The 17,016-nt window shown below is 69.4% G+C and carries 20 protein-coding genes; 6 read left to right on the plus strand and 14 right to left on the minus strand.

Features of this window, described 5'->3' with window-relative positions; all coding sequences use genetic code 11:
- Window positions 1–97: 97 nt before the first annotated feature.
- A complete protein-coding gene (locus ACZ516_RS27645; protein ID WP_469012177.1) occupies window positions 98–463 on the plus strand; it encodes a hypothetical protein in 366 nt (121 codons plus the stop codon).
- Window positions 464–471: 8 nt separating this feature from the next.
- Here the strand turns inward: ACZ516_RS27645 and ACZ516_RS27650 are convergent, their stop codons facing one another.
- From ACZ516_RS27650 to ACZ516_RS27710, 13 genes are all read right to left on the minus strand, one after another.
- Window positions 472–1,194: a hypothetical protein gene (locus ACZ516_RS27650; RefSeq protein ID WP_469012058.1), complete on the minus strand. Its 723-nt coding sequence runs from the start codon at window positions 1,192–1,194 to the stop codon at window positions 472–474.
- A gap of 46 nt (window positions 1,195–1,240) precedes the next feature.
- Complete coding sequence (locus ACZ516_RS27655) at window positions 1,241–1,930, minus strand: hypothetical protein (RefSeq protein WP_469012060.1); 690 nt, start codon at window positions 1,928–1,930, stop codon at window positions 1,241–1,243.
- A gap of 25 nt (window positions 1,931–1,955) precedes the next feature.
- Complete coding sequence (locus ACZ516_RS27660) at window positions 1,956–3,245, minus strand: zinc ribbon domain-containing protein (RefSeq protein ID WP_469012061.1); 1,290 nt, start codon at window positions 3,243–3,245, stop codon at window positions 1,956–1,958.
- Window positions 3,242–3,571, minus strand: a complete 330-nt coding sequence (locus tag ACZ516_RS27665; protein WP_469012063.1) for a hypothetical protein — start codon at window positions 3,569–3,571, stop codon at window positions 3,242–3,244. Before ACZ516_RS27665 ends, ACZ516_RS27660 begins: the two co-directional genes overlap by 4 nt.
- A gap of 496 nt (window positions 3,572–4,067) precedes the next feature.
- Window positions 4,068–4,526 (minus strand): TadE/TadG family type IV pilus assembly protein, encoded by a 459-nt coding sequence (locus ACZ516_RS27670; protein ID WP_358911474.1) that lies wholly within the window; start codon window positions 4,524–4,526, stop codon window positions 4,068–4,070.
- A gap of 11 nt (window positions 4,527–4,537) precedes the next feature.
- A complete protein-coding gene (locus tag ACZ516_RS27675; protein ID WP_361082766.1) occupies window positions 4,538–4,963 on the minus strand; it encodes a TadE/TadG family type IV pilus assembly protein in 426 nt (141 codons plus the stop codon).
- Window positions 4,963–5,409, minus strand: a complete 447-nt coding sequence (locus ACZ516_RS27680) for a TadE family protein (protein ID WP_467465337.1) — start codon at window positions 5,407–5,409, stop codon at window positions 4,963–4,965. Before ACZ516_RS27680 ends, ACZ516_RS27675 begins: the two co-directional genes overlap by 1 nt.
- A 34-nt stretch (window positions 5,410–5,443) precedes the next feature.
- Window positions 5,444–5,695, minus strand: a complete 252-nt coding sequence (locus ACZ516_RS27685) for a hypothetical protein (RefSeq protein WP_361082921.1) — start codon at window positions 5,693–5,695, stop codon at window positions 5,444–5,446.
- Window positions 5,696–5,800: 105 nt separating this feature from the next.
- Window positions 5,801–6,730 carry a type II secretion system F family protein gene (locus ACZ516_RS27690; RefSeq protein ID WP_361082764.1) on the minus strand — a complete coding sequence of 310 codons (930 nt, stop codon included), beginning with the start codon at window positions 6,728–6,730 and terminating at the stop codon, window positions 5,801–5,803.
- Window positions 6,727–7,827, minus strand: coding sequence for a type II secretion system F family protein (locus ACZ516_RS27695; RefSeq protein WP_469012065.1), 1,101 nt, complete (start codon window positions 7,825–7,827; stop codon window positions 6,727–6,729). The genes ACZ516_RS27690 and ACZ516_RS27695 overlap by 4 nt, the downstream gene beginning before the upstream one ends.
- Before the next feature lie 7 nt (window positions 7,828–7,834).
- Window positions 7,835–9,145 carry a CpaF family protein gene (locus ACZ516_RS27700; RefSeq protein ID WP_469012066.1) on the minus strand — a complete coding sequence of 437 codons (1,311 nt, stop codon included), beginning with the start codon at window positions 9,143–9,145 and terminating at the stop codon, window positions 7,835–7,837.
- The gene (locus tag ACZ516_RS27705) at window positions 9,142–9,987 is read right to left on the minus strand and encodes a hypothetical protein (protein ID WP_358577188.1); all 846 of its coding nucleotides are present in this window, start codon (window positions 9,985–9,987) and stop codon (window positions 9,142–9,144) included. The genes ACZ516_RS27700 and ACZ516_RS27705 overlap by 4 nt, the downstream gene beginning before the upstream one ends.
- Window positions 9,988–10,004: 17 nt before the next feature.
- The gene (locus ACZ516_RS27710; RefSeq protein ID WP_469012068.1) at window positions 10,005–10,739 is read right to left on the minus strand and encodes a hypothetical protein; all 735 of its coding nucleotides are present in this window, start codon (window positions 10,737–10,739) and stop codon (window positions 10,005–10,007) included.
- A gap of 675 nt (window positions 10,740–11,414) precedes the next feature.
- On the opposite strand from ACZ516_RS27710, the gene ACZ516_RS27715 reads away from it, so the two are divergent.
- On the plus strand, window positions 11,415–12,299 hold the full coding sequence (locus tag ACZ516_RS27715) for a S1 family peptidase (RefSeq protein WP_469012070.1): 885 nt from the start codon (window positions 11,415–11,417) through the stop codon (window positions 12,297–12,299).
- Between the two features lie 156 nt (window positions 12,300–12,455).
- On the opposite strand, the gene ACZ516_RS27720 is transcribed toward ACZ516_RS27715, so the two are convergent.
- Window positions 12,456–13,097 (minus strand): hypothetical protein, encoded by a 642-nt coding sequence (locus ACZ516_RS27720; protein WP_469012071.1) that lies wholly within the window; start codon window positions 13,095–13,097, stop codon window positions 12,456–12,458.
- Between the two features lie 430 nt (window positions 13,098–13,527).
- Here ACZ516_RS27720 and ACZ516_RS27725 point away from each other — a divergent pair, with 430 nt between their 5' ends.
- From ACZ516_RS27725 to ACZ516_RS27740, 4 genes are all read left to right on the plus strand, one after another.
- Complete coding sequence (locus ACZ516_RS27725) at window positions 13,528–14,199, plus strand: hypothetical protein (protein WP_469012072.1); 672 nt, start codon at window positions 13,528–13,530, stop codon at window positions 14,197–14,199.
- A 50-nt stretch (window positions 14,200–14,249) separates the two neighbouring features.
- Window positions 14,250–15,266, plus strand: coding sequence for a hypothetical protein (locus ACZ516_RS27730; RefSeq protein ID WP_469012179.1), 1,017 nt, complete (start codon window positions 14,250–14,252; stop codon window positions 15,264–15,266).
- 76 nt (window positions 15,267–15,342) lie between these two features.
- Window positions 15,343–15,633 carry a hypothetical protein gene (locus ACZ516_RS27735; protein WP_469012074.1) on the plus strand — a complete coding sequence of 97 codons (291 nt, stop codon included), beginning with the start codon at window positions 15,343–15,345 and terminating at the stop codon, window positions 15,631–15,633.
- A 77-nt stretch (window positions 15,634–15,710) separates the two neighbouring features.
- On the plus strand, window positions 15,711–16,976 hold the full coding sequence (locus ACZ516_RS27740; RefSeq protein WP_469012076.1) for a hypothetical protein: 1,266 nt from the start codon (window positions 15,711–15,713) through the stop codon (window positions 16,974–16,976).
- The last annotated feature ends 40 nt before the right edge of the window (window positions 16,977–17,016 follow it).

The following is a 17,016-nucleotide window of genomic DNA, read 5'->3' on the forward strand; positions in this document are numbered from 1 at the left end:
AGGCGCGTACGAGGCGCACGGCCGGCCGGCCCGGTAGCGTCGGGACCGTCGCTCCCTGTCGGCGGGGAGCGGTGAGGCACCCGAGGGGGACATGACCATGGGCAAGGGCAAGAGCGACCTCGCGGTCCCGATCACCGACCTGGAGGACTACGGCCGTCGGCTGCGCTCCATCAAGGACCGCATGAACCGCACCAAGAAGATCTTCGAGTCCTACCGCGACGACATCGGCGACGGCGGCGTCTACGACTCCCTGGACGACTTCGAGTCCAACTGGGAGGACGGCCGCGAGGACATCGGCCAGCAACTGGACCAGCTCGCCTCCCTGTCCGACGCGGTCGTCCGCGAGTTCAAGAAGCTCGACGACGACTTGGCGAAGGAGGTCAACGACGCGGTGAAGGTGAACGGAAACGGAAACGGAAACGGCAAGGGCGGCGGCAAGGGGGACACGGGCGGGGCCAAGTAGCAGGGAGTTCAGACCGCACCGGGGGGCAAGGGATTCTCGAAGCTGACCAGTTCGATGCCGCCGCGCAGGATGCGGCGGTAGTCGTCTCGGCGGTGCGTCGCGCGCGTACTCAAGGTCAGTACGGCGATCCGCCTGCCGTCCGAATGGGGCAGGTGGGCGTGGATCTGGAGCAGCGGGCCCGCGCCGAGCCCGCCCGCGACGGGTGTTCGCACCGTCTCACTGAGACTGACCGGACCACAGGCGAGGCCTTCGACGTACTCGACGCGGGTGTGCGGGGCACCTTCCCCGGATGCGACGGCTCGGGCCGCCGTCACGGAGGGCGGGGCGATGGCGATGTCACGCCAGGAAAGCGTCAGGAAGGACAACAGGGGCCGCCCGGCATCCCCGGCTCGGGCGGTGGCTTCCTCGCCCGGAGCATCTCTGTCGACGTCGGCGTCATCGCGGTGCAGGCCGATGGCGCAGTAGACCGTTCCCGCCTCGCAGAGCGCTGACAGCAGGTGTCGCGCGGCGCCGACGTGGGCCAGGAAGCGTTGTCGGGCGAGTTCATCGGGCGCCGTGTCCAACACGGGCCCCAGGGCGACATGGAACGGGTCACTCTCGGGTGAGTCCGGCACGTTCAGCAGAACATCAAGCGGCACGGCGGTAAAGCCGGCCGGCTCCGCGAACCAGATGTCGGCCTCTGGATCCCGGGCAGAATCGTGGACGACTAACGACGGCAGGTCGGTCCGCATGTGTCGATGCCTCATAGGAAGTAAAGGGAGGGATGGCGGGGGAGGTTCAACTCTGCGGCGCCTGCCGGGCCGTCGCCTCGGGGACCCGTGCCCCGGCCCGACGGGCACGCTCCAGAGCAGCGGGCTCGGCGTTCCAGCCATCCGTGGGAACACGGGAATCCCAGCGCGCGGAGCGCTGATACAGGAAGTGAAGCCGTTTCGGCACGTCACGGCCGCGTCCCGGTGCCGCCACCACCGCATAGAAGCGGGGGTCACCCGCGAACCACAGAGGCTCGATCTGAGCTTTGAGCTCCGGCTTGGTCTTGTTCGTACCGAACCGCCGGACCCACCACAGAACCCTCATGTTGGCGAGGAACAAGAGGGGCACTCCGTCCTCCGGCGCATCGGGGTTGGGGATCTCGAACCAGAGTGCATCTTCATTCGCGCGCGGGTGCTTGTTCCGGCCGCGCGGGACGTCATCGAGCAATTGCCAGGGATACTGCTGGAGCACTCGCTTGATATTGATCGACCACGGGAAGTAGCCGATCTGGAGTACGGCGCGATACGCGCCATATCCGATCAGGATGATCACGACCGGGGTGAAACCCGCCGACAGGAATCCAATGAAGGCTGCGAGCGCCCCGACACAGACTGAAACCCAGGCGATGAACCGAAACGGGATCATGGCCATATGAACGAACCATGCCCGCCGGGTGGCCGAATGATCCCAGGCGATCGGAAATTCCTCAGGCCTCACTTAAGCGTCCTCCTTGCCGCAAGTTTCAGCGGAACACGTGTCGTGCGACGTCGAGGACGCCGCCTCCGTCGACTCCTAGGCGCACGCCGTCGATGCCTGCGACGGCGCCACCTTTGATGCCGTCTTCATCCGCGTCCACCGCCTTCATTACGAGGCCGGACGTTGCGGTCACAGCGCCCAGCGACGCGGACGTCGTCTGCACGGTCTTGATGACGGGCTCAGCGCGTGCACCGCGGATGGTGAGAGAAAGCAGGGAGTTGTCCAGTCGCGTCACGGCCTTTGCCTGGTCCATCGTCGAGTTGCCGATGTTGGACATTCGTTGTCCGAGCGAGAGGGCGTCACCCGCCTCACCGACCGCTCGCACTCCCAGCGCCGTTCCTTTCCCGACTGCCGCGATGCCCGGCACCATACCGAAGACGTCACCGCCGACAGTGACCAAGTTGCTCCAGAAATCCTGGTCGAACTCGCCTCTGGTCAAACCGTCCTTCAGCGATGCTGATAATTCCGGATTTTGCGTGAGCCGCAGCGCAAGCGCACCCCCACTCAACACCCCCGCGGCCAACAACAAAACCGCCGCAGCCGTGCCGCCCGAGACCACGAACAGGGCCACGAGGCCGACGACCGCCGCGACTGTGCTGAGGATGTCGGGGAGGTTCTCCTTGACCCATTCCAGCGTTGATTCGAACCAACCCGGCTCATGCGGGGCGAGTTTCCCCGTCGCGTCGCGGATCTTCGTGGCCCGCAGGCGCGCCTTCTCCTCGTGTTCGTGGGCGAGCTTCCTGGCCCTGGCGAGGACGCGGGCCAACTCCGCCTCGGCCTCCTCGACGCGGGCGTGGGCACGACTCAGTGCCTTTCGCGCTCCCTCGTGCCCCGAGGCCTTCTCCTCGTCCAGGTCGGGGCCATCACCCGCCGTGTCGGCGACGCCTTTCGCCTTGCGCAGTTCTTCACGCGCGTCCTTCGCGTCCTCGTTCAGACGTTTCGCGCGCGCACGGAACTCCTCCAGCTCCTCGCGCCAGCGCGCCAACTGCCGGGCCGCCTTGCCGATCGACCGTGCCGCGTTTCGCAAGTTCTTCGGCAGGGGCCCGCCCCGCAGCTGTTCGCGGTAGGCGACCGCCGCGTCACCCTCCCAGTAGCTGCCGTCCATCAGCTTCGTGACCACCTCATGGGTGTCGTCGAGGACCTTGGCGCAGTTGACCAGCTTCTTGTGGAGCGCTCCGACCGCGTCGCAACTTCCGGGGACCGGATTGAAACCGAGCGCCGGGAAGTCGGGGTTACTGGCGCCCCTGGGGTGGCCCAGCCCGAGCGACACGGTCACGTGGTGCTCCCGCCGTTCTTCGGCTCAGCTTTCTCCCTGGATCTCCTGATCGCCTCTTCCAGGGCTCTGTCGACCTCGAAGTAACTCTCCTTGTTCTTGTTGATGATCTTCGCGAGATCCGCGGCCTGCTCGCCGATCTGTTCCGTGCCGTACTTCCAGTCGTCCTGGAATTCCTCGCACGCGCTGTCCAGATCGACTGTGCCCAGCCCCGACACCGTGGCGTGGGACAGCGCCTTGCGCATGTTCTTCAACGCGTCATTCGACTTGTCCAAGAGCCTGACGAACCTGTCCAGCTCCGTGCCGTCCACCCTCAGCCGTCCTGCCATACGGGCCTCTCCTCCTCGGGCCGAGACACGCGCGTCTCTGTCAGCGGCTGACGGACCGGAGCCGAGTCGGAGTGCGGATCGGTCGCGAGGTGCACAGGGCGGTTCACTGAAAGCTCCTGGAGAGTGCGGTTCGCTGAAGCGGAGCTCACGCTATCCAGGCTGTGCCGCCGCACCGGGAGCGTTGCGTCAATGTCCCGTAGCCGCCGAGGCCGACCGCACAGGTTCGAGGCGGGCCCGTCGGTGGCCGAAAAGCCGACGCCGGTCCCGGGCGTTCATCACCGGCTCCCTTAGGGGCCGGTGCGGAGCCCGGTGAGTCGGACTCCCGCTCCCGACAGCGGCGCCAGGCTCGAAGTCGACCATGGACGTGGGCCGTCGCGGGGGACGAGGACGGACGGTGCGTCAGCCATACGTGTGATGAGGCGACGCTGAAGAGACATGCCCCCGCGGTGGCTCAACGGGGTCGTGCCGCCGAAGAACGACCCCGGCGGGCACCGTCTCAGCCCACCTCGTTCTCCGCTACCGCGCTCCCTTTCACCGTGACATCGCCGCCGTAGAACATGCCGGTGAAGACGGGGCTGTAGGTCATCTGGACCTGGACCTCCACCCGTTGGGCGTTCGCCGTCACGCAGTGGGTCGCCGAGACGTCCGCGCCGGACAGGCCCGCCTCCCGGACGAAGGCCTGGACGCGGGCGCCGCAGTTCTCGTAGTTGATGGGGGCGCCCTCGGCCCCCTCGTACAGACCCTCGGTGTCGAGGTCCTGCGCCGCGTAGCGCGCGGCCTGCTCCGCGATGTCCGCGGCGCGTTCCCGCTTGGAGATGGACAGCCCGCCGTCGATGACGAACGCGGACAGCGTGAGGAACACGATCGCGAAGATGATGACGGCGCCCGCCCCCGAGCCCCGGTCGTCCAGCGCCTCCCGGCGGGCGGCGACCCAGCCTCGTACGGCGTCGGTCATGGCTCTCCTTCTCACGCCGCCCTCCGGTAGGGGTCCAGCGGCGAGCTGAAGCTGGCCTTCAGGGTCGTCGGGACGTCGACGCCGATCATCGCCAGGCCCCGCACCTGGCAGCTCACCTCGACCGTGAAGAAGGGGTCGACGTCGGGGTCGAAGCCGGCGCTCTTCTGCACGACGCTGACCGGGCCCGAGCAGACGTCCGCGAGGTCCGCCCGCGCGGCCCTGCGCGCCTCCGCCATCGCCGTGCCGTGCTCCTTCTGGATCGAGCCGGCGCGCGCCGCGTCCCGCGCCGCGCCGTCGATGGCGCCCCGGCCGTCCACGAGCTGCCCGAAGGCCACCAGGACGAGGATGAACAGGATCATCACCGGGGCGAGGATCACCACCTCGATGGTGGAGAGCCCCCGGTCGTCACGCCGCCACCGCGGCAGCCGAAAGCGCATCAGCCGTCGTCCTCCACGAACCGCTCCACCGGTCCCGAGGACTGCGCGTGCACGGTGAAGTCGAGCCCGGGGAAGACCATCGGCACCTTCGCCGTGATCTCCACGCCGACGGTGCCCGGCTCCGGCTGGATCGTGCGCACGTCCGGGTCGAGCACCAGCTGCGGGCCGAGCTGGCGGATGTAGGCGTCGACCACGTCACGGGCCTCGCCGCGCCAGCCGCCCGCGTTCTCGTCCGCCGTGGCGCGGGCCTTGCGCGCGCCGGCCTGGGCCGCCGCCTGGGCGACGTGGTCCGCGAAGAAGTACAGGCCGAACTGCACCGTCGCGAAGATCATGAAGAACAGTACGGGGGTGAGCAGCACGAACTCGATCGCGGTCATGCCGGATTCGCCGCGGGTGGAGGCGGCCTCCACCCTGCGGCGTACCCATCGTCTCGCACGCTCGCGCACGCGTCCCCGCTCCCTGTCCCCGTTCACCACCGGATCAGCAGGTCTTGCCCGCGTCCGCGCCCTCGATGCACTCGCCGACCTTCGTGGCGCCCTTGTCCAGAGCCGCGTTGATGATGGCCGCCACCGCGCCCACGATCGCCACGACGACCGCCGAGATGATGACCCACTCGACCGCGGACGCGCCCCGGTCCAGCTCGCCCGAGCGGACGCGCTGCACGCGGCCCTGCAGGAAGGTGATCACGAGGTCGAGGCCGGGGTTGCCGGTGCGGAAGTCCCGCTCGTTCAGGCCGTTCAGGCCGTTCAGGCCGTTCATGATGTGTTGTCCTCTCAGGAGTGGTGGGGGGAGGTGGTGCCGGGCCCCGTTGTCGCCCGGCACCGTCGTGACGGGCCGCTACACCTGGAACACGCGCATCGCCGCCGGGAAGATGAGGAAGACCAGGAAGCCCGCGCACAGCAGCAGCTGCGCGACCAGCATCGACTGGGACTTCTCGCCCGCGCTGCCCTCGATCTCGGCCAGCTCGCGGTGCCGCATCGTCTCCGCGCGGGAGGCGAGGGACTCGCGCACCTTCGCGCCGTCGTCCGCCACCAGCGCCAGGGACGCCGACAGGTCCTTCAGTTCCTCGACGCCCAGCTCCTCGCCGAGCGAACCGAGGGCCTGCCACTGGCTGACGCCGGTGATGCGGGCGTCGGCCAGGGCACTGCGGATGCGTTGCGTCGCCCAGCCGTCGGAGACTTCCGCCGCCGCCATGAGGGCCTCGGGCAGACCGCGGCCGCCCGCGAGGCTCATCGACACCAGGTCCAGATAGGCGCCGATGACGCGGCGCAGATCGCGCCGCTTGTCCGCCGCGTCCCTGCGCACCTCCAGGTCGGGCAGGAAGAAGAAGAGCGCGCCGAACATCAGCGCGAGCCACACCGGGATGATCGGGCTGCGGCTGAAGCCGAGGACCATGACGACGGTGAAGAGGAACGGGCCGAAGAAGACGCCGACCGCTCCCAGCAGCACCTTCGTCGCCAGGAACTTCTCCCAGCTGCGGTCCAGGACCGCGAGGTCGGCCCGCAGCGAGCGCTGCTCCCAGCCCTGCTGGAGGTAGAGGTCCGCGACGCGCGCGCCGACGCGGGCCCGCAGCGAACCGATGCGGCCCGGCTTCTCCACGTCTCCGGTGGCCCGCTGCGAGGCGTACGCGGCGCCGCGGGCCCGCAGCGCGTCGATGCGGGCCACCGTGGCGACCGCGCTCTGCTTGGGCGGCAGCAGGGCACGTACGAGGGCGAAGACGCCGAGGCCGAGCACCGCGCCGATCACGATCGGCATCGTCAGGCTCATCGACGTACCCCCTCGGAGGAGTTGGGCTGGCCCGGCAGGCCGTGCTGAAGAGGCAGGCCCTGCTGGCCGCTCTGCCCCACGCCCGGCTGTCCCACGCCCGGCTGTCCCACGCCCGGTCGACCGGCGCCCGGCCGGCCCTGCCCGGTGCCGTCCGCCGCGCCCCGGGGCCGCACGAACTGCACGCCCGGCTCGTCCTTGACCAGGAAGCGGTCCGGCGTCTCGACCGTCGACAGCTTCCGCAGCCACCAGAAGCCCAGCGCGAACAGCGCGCAGACCAGGGCCAGCACGAGCTGCCCGACCGGTGTGCCGTAGGGCTCGACGAACTCGCGGTTGAAGATGGACAGGCCGAGGACGAAGGCGACCGAGACCGCCACCACGATCTGCACCGAGCGGCGGGTCGAGGCGCGCTGCGCCATGACGCGCTGGCGCATGTCGACCTCCTCGCGCGCCGACTTGGCGAGCGCGCCGAGGACTTGGCGCAGGCCCGGGCCGCGCAGCTTGGCGTTGAGGATGAGCGCCGCGACGATGATGTCCGCCGAGGCGTCGTCGATCTCGTCGGCGAGGATCTGCAGGCCCTCGGGGAGCGGGGTGCGGGCGCGCAGGCGGTCCACCAGGGCGTCCAGGTGGGGCCGGAGCACGGGGGCCGCCGCGCGGGCGGAGGCGGGGATGGCCTGTTCCAGGCCGACCGCGCCCGCGATCGTGTCGCGCAGCGACTCCGTCCAGGCGGCGAGGGCCTCCACGCGCTTCATCTGGGCGCGTTCCTCTGCGGCGCCGCCGAAGAGCTTGTCCCAGAAGAAGACGAGGATGCCGGCCGCGATGCCGGCCACCGCCCAGCGGGTGAGCAGGAGGACGACCAGGCCGACACCGGCGGCGAGGGAGCCGCGGCGGCCCGCGAAGCGGATCAGTTCGCTCCAGCGTTCGCTCGCCTTGTGCTTCTCGTGCTCGGGCTTCGGGGGCAGGCCCCGCAGCGCGACGGCGAGCAGCGCGATGCCGCCGCCCGCGGCGACGCCGCAGAGCAGGGCGTACAGGACCGGCAGCGAGAAGAGGCCGCCCATGGAGCCGAGGGAGCCCGCTGCCAGTGGGTGGGATGCGTTCATGTCGTGCTCACCCCCATTGCCCGGCGGGGCGGTAGCCGAACGCGGCCAGGTCGTCCATGCAGGCGATCGGCGCGTGCGCGACGACCTGCCCGTCGGGGGCCTCCGCGAAGACCTCGCTGGACAGGACGCGGCCGTCGACGCCGTTGACCTCGCGGACCGAGGTCACCACGCGCTGGAGCTTGCCGCCGGACTGGTAGTTGTTGCGCCGCTGGATGAAGACGACGAAGTTGACCGCGCCCGCCACCAGCATCTGGCTCGCCTCGATGGGGAGCCGCTCGGCGGCCTGGAGCGCGTAGGTGGAGATGCGGTTGAAGACCTCGCTGGAGCTGTTGGCGTGGATCGTGGAGAGCGAACCGTCGTTGCCCTGGGACATCGCGTTCAGCATCGTGACGATCTCGTCGCCGAGCACCTCGCCGACGATGACCCGGGAGGGGTTCATACGGAGCGAGCGGCGCACCAGCTCGGCCATCGAGATCTCGCCCTGGCCCTCGGAGTTGGGCAGCCGCTCCTCGAACGCGACGACGTTCGGGTGCAGGTCGGCGAATTGGTCGAGGCCCAGCTCCAGGGCGCGTTCGACGGTCACCAGGCGCTCGTGCGGCGGGATCTCGTTGGCGAGGGCGCGAAGCAGCGTCGTCTTGCCCGCGTTGGTCGCGCCCGCGATCATGATGTTCTTGCGGGCCCGGACCGCGCAGGCCAGGAAGTGGCCGATCTCCGGCGTCAGCGTGCCGTTGCCGACCAAGTCCGACATGAAGACCTTGCCCATGCGGGCGCGGCGGATGGACAGGGCGGGGCGGCGGGTGACGTCCATGACCGCCGACAGCCGCGAGCCGTCGGGCAGCCGCAGGTCGAGCTGGGGGTTCGCGGAGTCGAAGGGGCGGGACGAGAGGCCCGAGTACGCGCCGAGGACCTGGATCAGCTCGACGAGTTCCTCGTCCGTCTCGGCGACGGGGTCGGCCTTGGTCTCGCGGCCGTCGGCGTAGCCGACGAAGACCTGGTCGCAGCCGTTGATGTCGATGTTCTCGACCTCGGGGTCGTCGAGCAGCGGCTGGAGCCGGCCGACGCCGAAGAGAGCGGCGTGCACGGCGGCCGCGTACTGCTCCTCGGTCTCCGCGTCGAACGGGGTGCGCCCGGCGTTGATCTCCGCACGGGCGTACTCCTCCAGGATCTGCGCGATGACGGCGCGGGCGTAGTGCCGCTCGTCCTCGCCCGACATCGGGGTGACGCCGGAGATCTGGTCGAGGCGGCGCTGCTCGGCGATGCGGTCGCCGGCCTCCTGCCGGAACCGCTTCACCAGCTGGTGGTCGACGGGCGTGCTCATCGGCCCGCTCCGTGTTGGTGCCGCTGCGGCGCGGCCGGGCCGCTCCAGGCGGCGCCGTACTGCTGGTACAGGTCGACGGTCACCTTGCGGGCGGAGCGGATGAGCAGTGACTTGTCGAGCCGTCCGCGCTTGCGTCCGGCCAGCTGGTCGGCGCCCGTCGGGTCGTCGGCGAGGGTGCCGACGACGCGGGCGCCGGTCTGCGCGGCCATCAGCATGTCGTCGACCTGGTGGACGAGCTTGGCCGACGCCGACGGGTCCGCGATCAGCAGGACGCCGATCAGCGGGGTCGCGAGCGAGGCGGCGCCCCGCGATCCGCCGTGCAGCTTGGCGGCGAGGGCCGCGGCGCGGTCGCGGACGCGGGCGAGCGCCTCGGGTTCGGTGCGCGAGACGAGCAGGACGAGGGCGGCCTGCGGGAACAGTTCGACGGCCGGGGTGTCGCCGCTGATCCGTCCGCAGTCGGCGATGACGTCGGCGGGCGCGTGCGGCGAGTCGGCGAGCTGCGCGAAGGCGCGTCCGAGGGTCGGCCACACCCCGGCGAGCCCGGCGGCCTGCTCGGCGTTGCCCAGTCCGACGAGGACTTCGAGCCCGCCGCTCAACGGCTGCGTGTGGTCCCACAGTTGGTCGGGCACGAGGCCGCGGCGGGCCGTGGCCGCGATGGACAGCATGCCCGTGTTGGGGTTGAGCGGTCCGCCGTGCGCGGCCGCGCTGCGGTAGACGAGGTCGCCGCCCGCGGGGTCGGTCTCCGCGACCAGCACGCGGCGCGGCCAGACGGCGGCCAGCGCGACGGCAGCGGTGGTGACGCCGGGCGACCCTTTGTCGGCGGCGAGTGCGATGAGCGCCATGTCTCTTCCGCTCGCCTCTAGTTGCTGTCGGGGGTGACGCGTACGACGACGACCTTGCCCTCGGACGCGGCGCTCGCCAAGGCCGCGACCTCGCCCCGCGGGACGAGGAGGGTGAGGTTCTGGTTGCCGGTGCTGACGGTGGCGTCGTTGTTGGAGCTGATGGTGCTCACCTTGGCGGCAGCGACCAGCGGCGTATCGCCGCTCGACCCGCTGCTCGAACTGCCGCTGCCGGCGGAGCCCTTGCCGGTCGAGGTGCCGGACACCACCGGGTAGGCGGCGACGGTGTCGCCGGGCTTCAGGTCGGCGGGGTACTGGCCCTCCTTGAGGGAGAGGCCGACGGAGGCCTTTCCGGCGGGCAGGCCGGGCTTGGCGCCGAACATCTCGCCGACGGCGACGGTGCCGGCGGGGATGGTGCTCTTGGCCTTGAGCTTGACGAGGGCGTCGACCTTGGTCCACGGGACGTAGTGGATCGAGTCGTCCTCGGCGACCATCACGCTGGTGATGTTCCTGCCCTCGACGGGCGCCTCGCCCGCCGGGATCTCCTTCGTCACCTTGACGACCTCGATGCGGTCGCCGGCGCGCAGCACGAGCACGGTGGCGCCGAGCGCGCCGACGAGGATGAGGAGGACGGCCAGGGCGGCGAGCGCGGGTTTGCGCTCGCGAGGCGGCGCGGGAAGGCGCTCACCCATCGCCGGCTGGGCCGGCGCGGCGGAACGGTTGCCGCCCGCCCCCAAACGCTCCTGGATCTTCACGCAACTGCTCCCCGCACGCCCAAGAAGAATCGGTCAATTTCGATCATTTGTGACACTCGCGACTCTCTCGCCCCACCTCGGGCGGGCTGTTCAGCCCAGGCCCCGCGTCAAGTCATCGCACCGTATCAGCAGCATATAAGCCCCTCAAGGCACGTTAAAGATCGCGAACCTCACAGGCCTCATCGTTATCCACGCGCAATCCGCGCTCGCCGGTTCCGATGCCGTTGCCGGATTGCGGAGGCGTGGCGGGTGTGTGCGTACGCGAATTGGCCCGCCGTGCGCAACTGGCGGCGACGGGACGGGCGATGAGGCCCACGCGGGCCCCCGAGAGGGACGTCGCCGGGGGTGCGGCCGGTTCCCGCCCGCCACCATGCGCGGCCGCACGCACGAAGGGGCACGGCGCTCCGCCGCGGTCACGACCACCGAACCGCCCGAGGTCCTCCCCACAACCCACGCAAGTGGTGGAACAGCCCACGCGAGTGGCGGGACAACCCACGCGAGTGGCGGAGTGAACCGGTGCCGCGGATTCCCCCTCTCCCCTTCCGCACGAAAGGTTTCACGAGGAATGACCACTTGGTTGAACGCATGACCAAATGTGGTGCCGGCCCCACCTGTTGCCCGGCGGATCGCCGTAATTCAGATACCACGCAAGACACGAAAGAGAAGCAACCCCCCATGAGTCGCACAACCCCCCTGTGGACCCCCACCCGCCGGACCTCCCTCGCCGCCGGCCTCGCCGCGACCGGCGCCGCCCTCGCGATGGTCGCCACCTCGGCCCCCGCCGCGCACGCCATCATCGGCGGCACCGAAGTCCCCAACGATGCCTATCCGTTCATGACGGCCGTACTGGAGAAGGGCCCCGGCAGCGCGCGTGACCGGCAGTTCTGCGGGGCGAGCCTGGTCACCGCCGACACGGTCGTGACGGCGGCGCACTGCCTGGTCGACGACGCGGGCAAGCCTGTCGGGCCGAAGACGCTCCAGGTCGCGGTGGGCCGCACGGTCCTCTCCAGGAAGCAGGGCCAGATACGGAACATCGCCAAGGGCGGCGTCGTCGTGCACCCGCGCTACCTCCAGGGCAAGGAGGCCTACGACGTGGCCTTCCTCCAGCTGGAGAAGCCGGTGCGGGGCATCTCCCCCGTGGCGCTCCCCACGCAGGGCACCGACGCGCTGATCCGCCCCGGCCAGAAGGCGACGGTCGCGGGCTGGGGCAACACGGACACGGAGCTGGACCACACCCCTGACCGCCTGCGCGAGGTGAAGGTCCCGATCCTCTCCCACGCGGAGTGCCGCACGAGCTACAAGGAGTACGACGCGAAGGTCAACTTCTGCGCGGGCGTGGAGGCGAAGGACTCCTGCCAGGGCGACAGCGGCGGCCCCATCTTCCGCAAGGTCCCCGGCCGCGAGGCCCCGATCCTGATCGGCGTCGTCTCCTACGGCGACGGCTGCGGCGCGCAGGGCGCCCCCGGCGTCTACACGTCGCTCAGCTCGTCGAAGCTGTGGAAGACGCTGGACGAGTCGCGCTCGGGCAAGCGGATCAAGCGGGTGCTGAACCGGCGCTGAGGACGAGCGGGGCCCGTACGCTTCCCCGTTGACGCGTACGGGCCCCGCCGTCAACGAGGGCGTCCTCGGACCGGACTTCTTTGGACCGGACTTCTTCGGACCTGACGGGCCGGACCGGCTGCCCCTACTCCCCTACTCCGCTACTCCGCTACTCCGCTACTCCGCGAAGCGGAACGTAGACGTCACTGCGTCGAAGATGTCGAAGAACGAGTCCGCCAGTTCGAGGAGCTGGCTGCTGCCCGAGACCAGGGCGACCTTGCCCTCCTGGCCCGGCACGGGGATGAACGTCTGCATCAGGACGACGCGCAGGGTGCGGTCGTCGCCCTCCACGGAGATGTCCTCGACGCCGTAGGTGCGGGCCGCGAGGCCCACCCCCGGGATGTCGACCGTCGTGACCTTGCGCCACGCGTCGCCCTCCCGCTTGGCCTCGCGCACGCCGAGCTGGGCGACGATGCGCTCCGGGTCGGTCGGGAGGATGTCGCCGCCCGGCGTACGCGCGCCGACCAGGGAGACCGTGACCGAGCCGGTGACCGGCGTATCGCCGCCGAAGGTCTCCGCCATGCAGCCGCAGTACAGGGCGCCGGACTGCCAGGCGTCCTTCGCGGCCTTGCGCAGGAAGCCCTCGAAGGTGTCGCGGTGGGGGGCCAGCTCGGGGCGGGCCCGCACGCGGTCGTTGATCATCTGGCGGATGGCGGCGTCACGGGATTCGGGGCGTACGTCGAACTCCCACCACGACTCCGGCACCTTGATGCTGAATCCGCCGCGCGCGATGGTCTGCGGTGCTGTGTAGCGGGCCATGGCTGTTCTCGTCCCCTTCGTCGGCGTGTGCCGGGCCGGTTCGTCGGCGTGCCGGACCGGCCGGCCAGCTCCTCGCCGGTCCGGCCGGGGCCAGCCTACGAGGCTCCGGGCGCCCCCGGGTGCGCCCGCCCGCTGCTCGCCCGTGCCGCCGTCGATCCGCTCCTTCAGCGGGTAGGCGGGGCCGCTGTGACGGGCGTACTCCTCGACCCTCTGCGGGGAGGACGCGACGCAGGGAGTACGTCTCTCCGTTCCCCGCCGGGTCCGCCGGTGTTGTCCAGGGCGTCCGGGGAGTCCGCCCCGAGTGCGTCACGACACGATGACAGTCCGCCGGGATGGCACACCTTGCCCCACTATCGACCCTGGCGGAACCACCAACCCCGTGGATAACGTCGGGCTGTTGGAGACATCCTCGCCCCACCGGGAGCCGACCGTGAACCGCCGCACCTTGCCCGTCACCGCCGCGCTCGCCGCGACCGCTGTTCTGCTTCTGACGGGTTGCGGCGGCGGGGGTGACGACAGTTCCCCGGACAAGGACAAGATCGCGGGCGCCGATCAGGGCACGACGAAGCCGAAGAAGTCGCCGGAGCCGGCGACATCCACGGACGACAATCCGGACGGCGTGGACCTGTCCCTGCCGAAGGACATGAAGCTGGTCTTCGACTGGGACAGGCCGGCGGACAAGGACGAAGCGGCCGCGATGGATGACGCCCAGCACTTTGTGCGGTCCATCTACCGCGGAGTCGCCCAGCAGACCGTCCACGACCCGGCTGTGGCGGAGTACGCGATGGACAGGGGTATCAGTTACGCCCGTACCCAGATCCAGAGTCGTGTCGACGCCGGGCTGACCTCCACCGGCACGCGTCGCCACTACCAGGAGAAGACACGGAAGGCCCCGAACGGCAACGCGGTCGAGGTCTCCTTCTGCGTGGATTCCAGCAAGTTCTACTCGAAGGAAGTCAAGACGAAGAAGATCCGCAAAGGGGCCGCTGGGCCAGCTTCATACGACTTCTTCAGGGTCGTGATGACCAAGTTCCCCGGAAAGGACGACCTGTGGCGCGCATCCCTCGTGTTCGTGACGGAGAAGGCAGGGCAGTGCAGGTGAACCGCCTCACCGCAGGAGTCTGCCTTTCGCTGTCGATCGCCGCCGCCCTCATGACGAGCGCAGTCGCCCATGCCGACGAGGACGTCAGGAACGGCCCCGGCTCGGGGAAGACGGACGCGGGCAAGGACAGTCAGAACGGCATCTACGCCGCCGCCCAGATCCACTACACCGGTGCCGTCGCTCAGGGGAAGAGCAGGGGGAACGTCACTTCCTCCGACGTCACCTGGGCCCCTCCCCCCTGCTGGTACGCCCCCTACCTCGGTGCCAAGGACTTCAAGAAGAAAATGTCCAAGGAGCTCAAGGACTCCATGAGCGCCCCCGGCATGGGCGGACACGCGGGCGCGGCGCTCTCCGAGTTGCAGCGGCACTACGAGGACGACTACGGCTGGACCGACACCCCCGGCTACAAGGACTACAACGTCGACAAGGACGGCAAGGGCATGTTCTGGGCCGCCGTCGAGAACCCCGACGAGCCGGACGTCCTCAAGCGTTCCTCCTGCAACGACATCCCGTTCTGGGTCGACGAGGGCGAGGCCCCGCCGCCCCAGTACGAGCAGGCCATCACGTCGAAGATGCTGGCCGACCTCGCCTACCAGCGGATGCAGCTGCCGAAGACCAAGGTCTCCCTCGCCCCTGAGGGCACCACGAAGGTGAACCTGCCCACCTGGGCCTGGCTCGACAAGGCCGTCTTCGACGACGTCCGCGCGAAGGCGGCGATCGACGTGCCCGGCTTCCACCTGGAGGCGACGACGACCGCACGGCCCAAGTCCCTCACGATCAACCCGGGCAGCGACGACGCCACGATGATCCCCGCAAGCGGCGAATGCCCCATCGTCGACGGCAAGATCGGCGCGCCGTACGCGAAGGGCAAGTCCAAGGAGACCCCGCCCTGCGGCATCGTCTACAACCGCTCGTCCAAGGGCGCCACCTTCCCCCTCAAGGCCTCCCTCACCTGGGAGATCAGCTGGACGGGCACGGGCCAGGACGGACCGGTCGGCATGCCCGACGGCACGATCGAGGTCGTACAGGACATCGCGGTCGAGGAAGTGCAGTCCGTCAACCGGTGATCTCACGCCCCGGAGACCCCGCAGCCGCGCCGGCCGACGCCCTTCCCTTGGACGAATAAAACGCGAGGAGAAGCCCATGACCGACCTCGGGGTCGACTACGAGTACCTCTACACGATCAAAAAGGATCTCGGAACGGTCCGCAAGGAGTTCAAGGGGTGCTCCGGGCACCAGGAGGACATGCGGAACGAGTACGGGTCCTCGTATGTCGCCGGCGCCATGGACGAGTTCACCTCGAACTGGGACGACCACCGCAAGGAACTGCTCGGGAACATCGAGAAGGTCGGGAAACTGGTCGAGCAGTCGATCGAGAACTTCGAGAAGCTCGACAAGGAACTGGCCGAGGCCAATAAGCGCAAGAAGAAGTAGCAAGGACGCAGCGAACAGGCCGCGCGTACCCAGCGGCACAGCACAGAGCACATGGCACCGAGCAAGGGAGAACTCACGTGGCCGGCCGTCCCGTCGACTGGTCCCCGCTCGCCGAATCCGACCCGACCCCGGGCGACCCGGTCGCGGTCCGTGCGGAGGCGAAGCGGCTCTCGGACATCGCGGAAACCCTGTCCCGGCAGGTGAAGAAACTTCGCCGGCTCGGTGACGACGACAACATCAAGGGCGAGTACGCGAAGGGCCTGAAGGAGGAGTCCGACGAACTCGCCGGACGCTTCGACAAGACAAAGGGCCGGTACGAGAAGGTGTCGGGCCACCTGAACACCTGGGCCAGAGAACTGGAACACGCCCAGGGACTCGCGGCGAAGGCACGTGACAAGGCGCAGGCCGACGAGAAGGACGAAGAGGCGGTCAAAGAGGCGAAGAAGCAGCTAGAAAAGGCTACCTCCCACTTCCATGAGCACGCGTTGACGGCCCGCAGAAACATTCTCGATGCCATCGACGACGCGGTGGAGGACAGCGCCTGGGACGATCTGGTGGGCTGGGCCAAAGAGCACGCCGAGGGATTCAAGCTGTTTCTCGACATCCTCAGCTGGATCGGAACAGCTCTGGCCATTGCCGCGATCTTCATACCGGGTCTCAATCTCATCGTCATCGGCATCGGTGTCGCGGTCGTCCTCGGCCGCATGCTGCTGGTGGCGGCGGGCAAGGCCACCTGGATGGACGTCGCGTTCGACGCCTTCGGACTGCTCACCATGGGGATCGGTCGTGGTGCCATGGCCGGGCTCAAGGCCGCGAGCAAGACGACACGCGCGGCTTCCACCGTGCAGAGGGTCACCAAGCTCAAGCAGGGCCTCGCGGGCACCAAATCCCTGCGCAACCAGTTGGCCAATCGTCTGGCGGGCGCGACCGACGACGCGACGAAGGCGGCCATCCGGCAGGAGATGACCGCGCTGCGCAAGGGAATCGCCGGACGCGCGGGCAGGGTGGCCGATGAGATGCCGCCTCCCGGCAAGTGGTCGCAGGCGGTACACCTCGGAGACGGCGAACTCGCCGCCCTGCGCAAGGGGATCAGCCAGAACAAGCGGCTCTTCGGCGAGGGCATCTCGCCCGGCGCCAAGGTGGGCGGAAACCTCGCCTATGGCACCGCCGTCGGATCGACGTACGCCGGTACGGCGGTCGACTGGGGCGACAAACTGCTCGGCGACAATGACTCATTGAACGCCGTGAGCGACGGGCTCGGCGTACCGCACAAGCCCAGCTGGGGCGCCTACAACGACTTCAAGGGCAACAACGGCGTGACGCAGGCCCAGTCCGCCTGGTGAGGCGGGCGTCCGAACAGGACACGACGTACAGACGCAGGAG

This window comes from Streptomyces sp. NPDC034037 (genome assembly GCF_055575715.1).

Coding starts and splice junctions, on each gene's coding strand:
- ACZ516_RS27645 (WP_469012177.1), top strand. CDS start 98: ATGGGCAAGGGCAAGAGCGACCTCGCGGTCCCGATCACCGACCTGGAG.
- ACZ516_RS27650 (WP_469012058.1), bottom strand. CDS start 1,194: ATGCGGACCGACCTGCCGTCGTTAGTCGTCCACGATTCTGCCCGGGAT.
- ACZ516_RS27665 (WP_469012063.1), bottom strand. CDS start 3,571: ATGGCAGGACGGCTGAGGGTGGACGGCACGGAGCTGGACAGGTTCGTC.
- ACZ516_RS27670 (WP_358911474.1), bottom strand. CDS start 4,526: ATGACCGACGCCGTACGAGGCTGGGTCGCCGCCCGCCGGGAGGCGCTG.
- ACZ516_RS27675 (WP_361082766.1), bottom strand. CDS start 4,963: ATGCGCTTTCGGCTGCCGCGGTGGCGGCGTGACGACCGGGGGCTCTCC.
- ACZ516_RS27690 (WP_361082764.1), bottom strand. CDS start 6,730: ATGAGCCTGACGATGCCGATCGTGATCGGCGCGGTGCTCGGCCTCGGC.
- ACZ516_RS27695 (WP_469012065.1), bottom strand. CDS start 7,827: ATGAACGCATCCCACCCACTGGCAGCGGGCTCCCTCGGCTCCATGGGC.
- ACZ516_RS27700 (WP_469012066.1), bottom strand. CDS start 9,145: ATGAGCACGCCCGTCGACCACCAGCTGGTGAAGCGGTTCCGGCAGGAG.
- ACZ516_RS27705 (WP_358577188.1), bottom strand. CDS start 9,987: ATGGCGCTCATCGCACTCGCCGCCGACAAAGGGTCGCCCGGCGTCACC.
- ACZ516_RS27715 (WP_469012070.1), top strand. CDS start 11,415: ATGAGTCGCACAACCCCCCTGTGGACCCCCACCCGCCGGACCTCCCTC.
- ACZ516_RS27720 (WP_469012071.1), bottom strand. CDS start 13,097: ATGGCCCGCTACACAGCACCGCAGACCATCGCGCGCGGCGGATTCAGC.
- ACZ516_RS27730 (WP_469012179.1), top strand. CDS start 14,250: ATGACGAGCGCAGTCGCCCATGCCGACGAGGACGTCAGGAACGGCCCC.
- ACZ516_RS27735 (WP_469012074.1), top strand. CDS start 15,343: ATGACCGACCTCGGGGTCGACTACGAGTACCTCTACACGATCAAAAAG.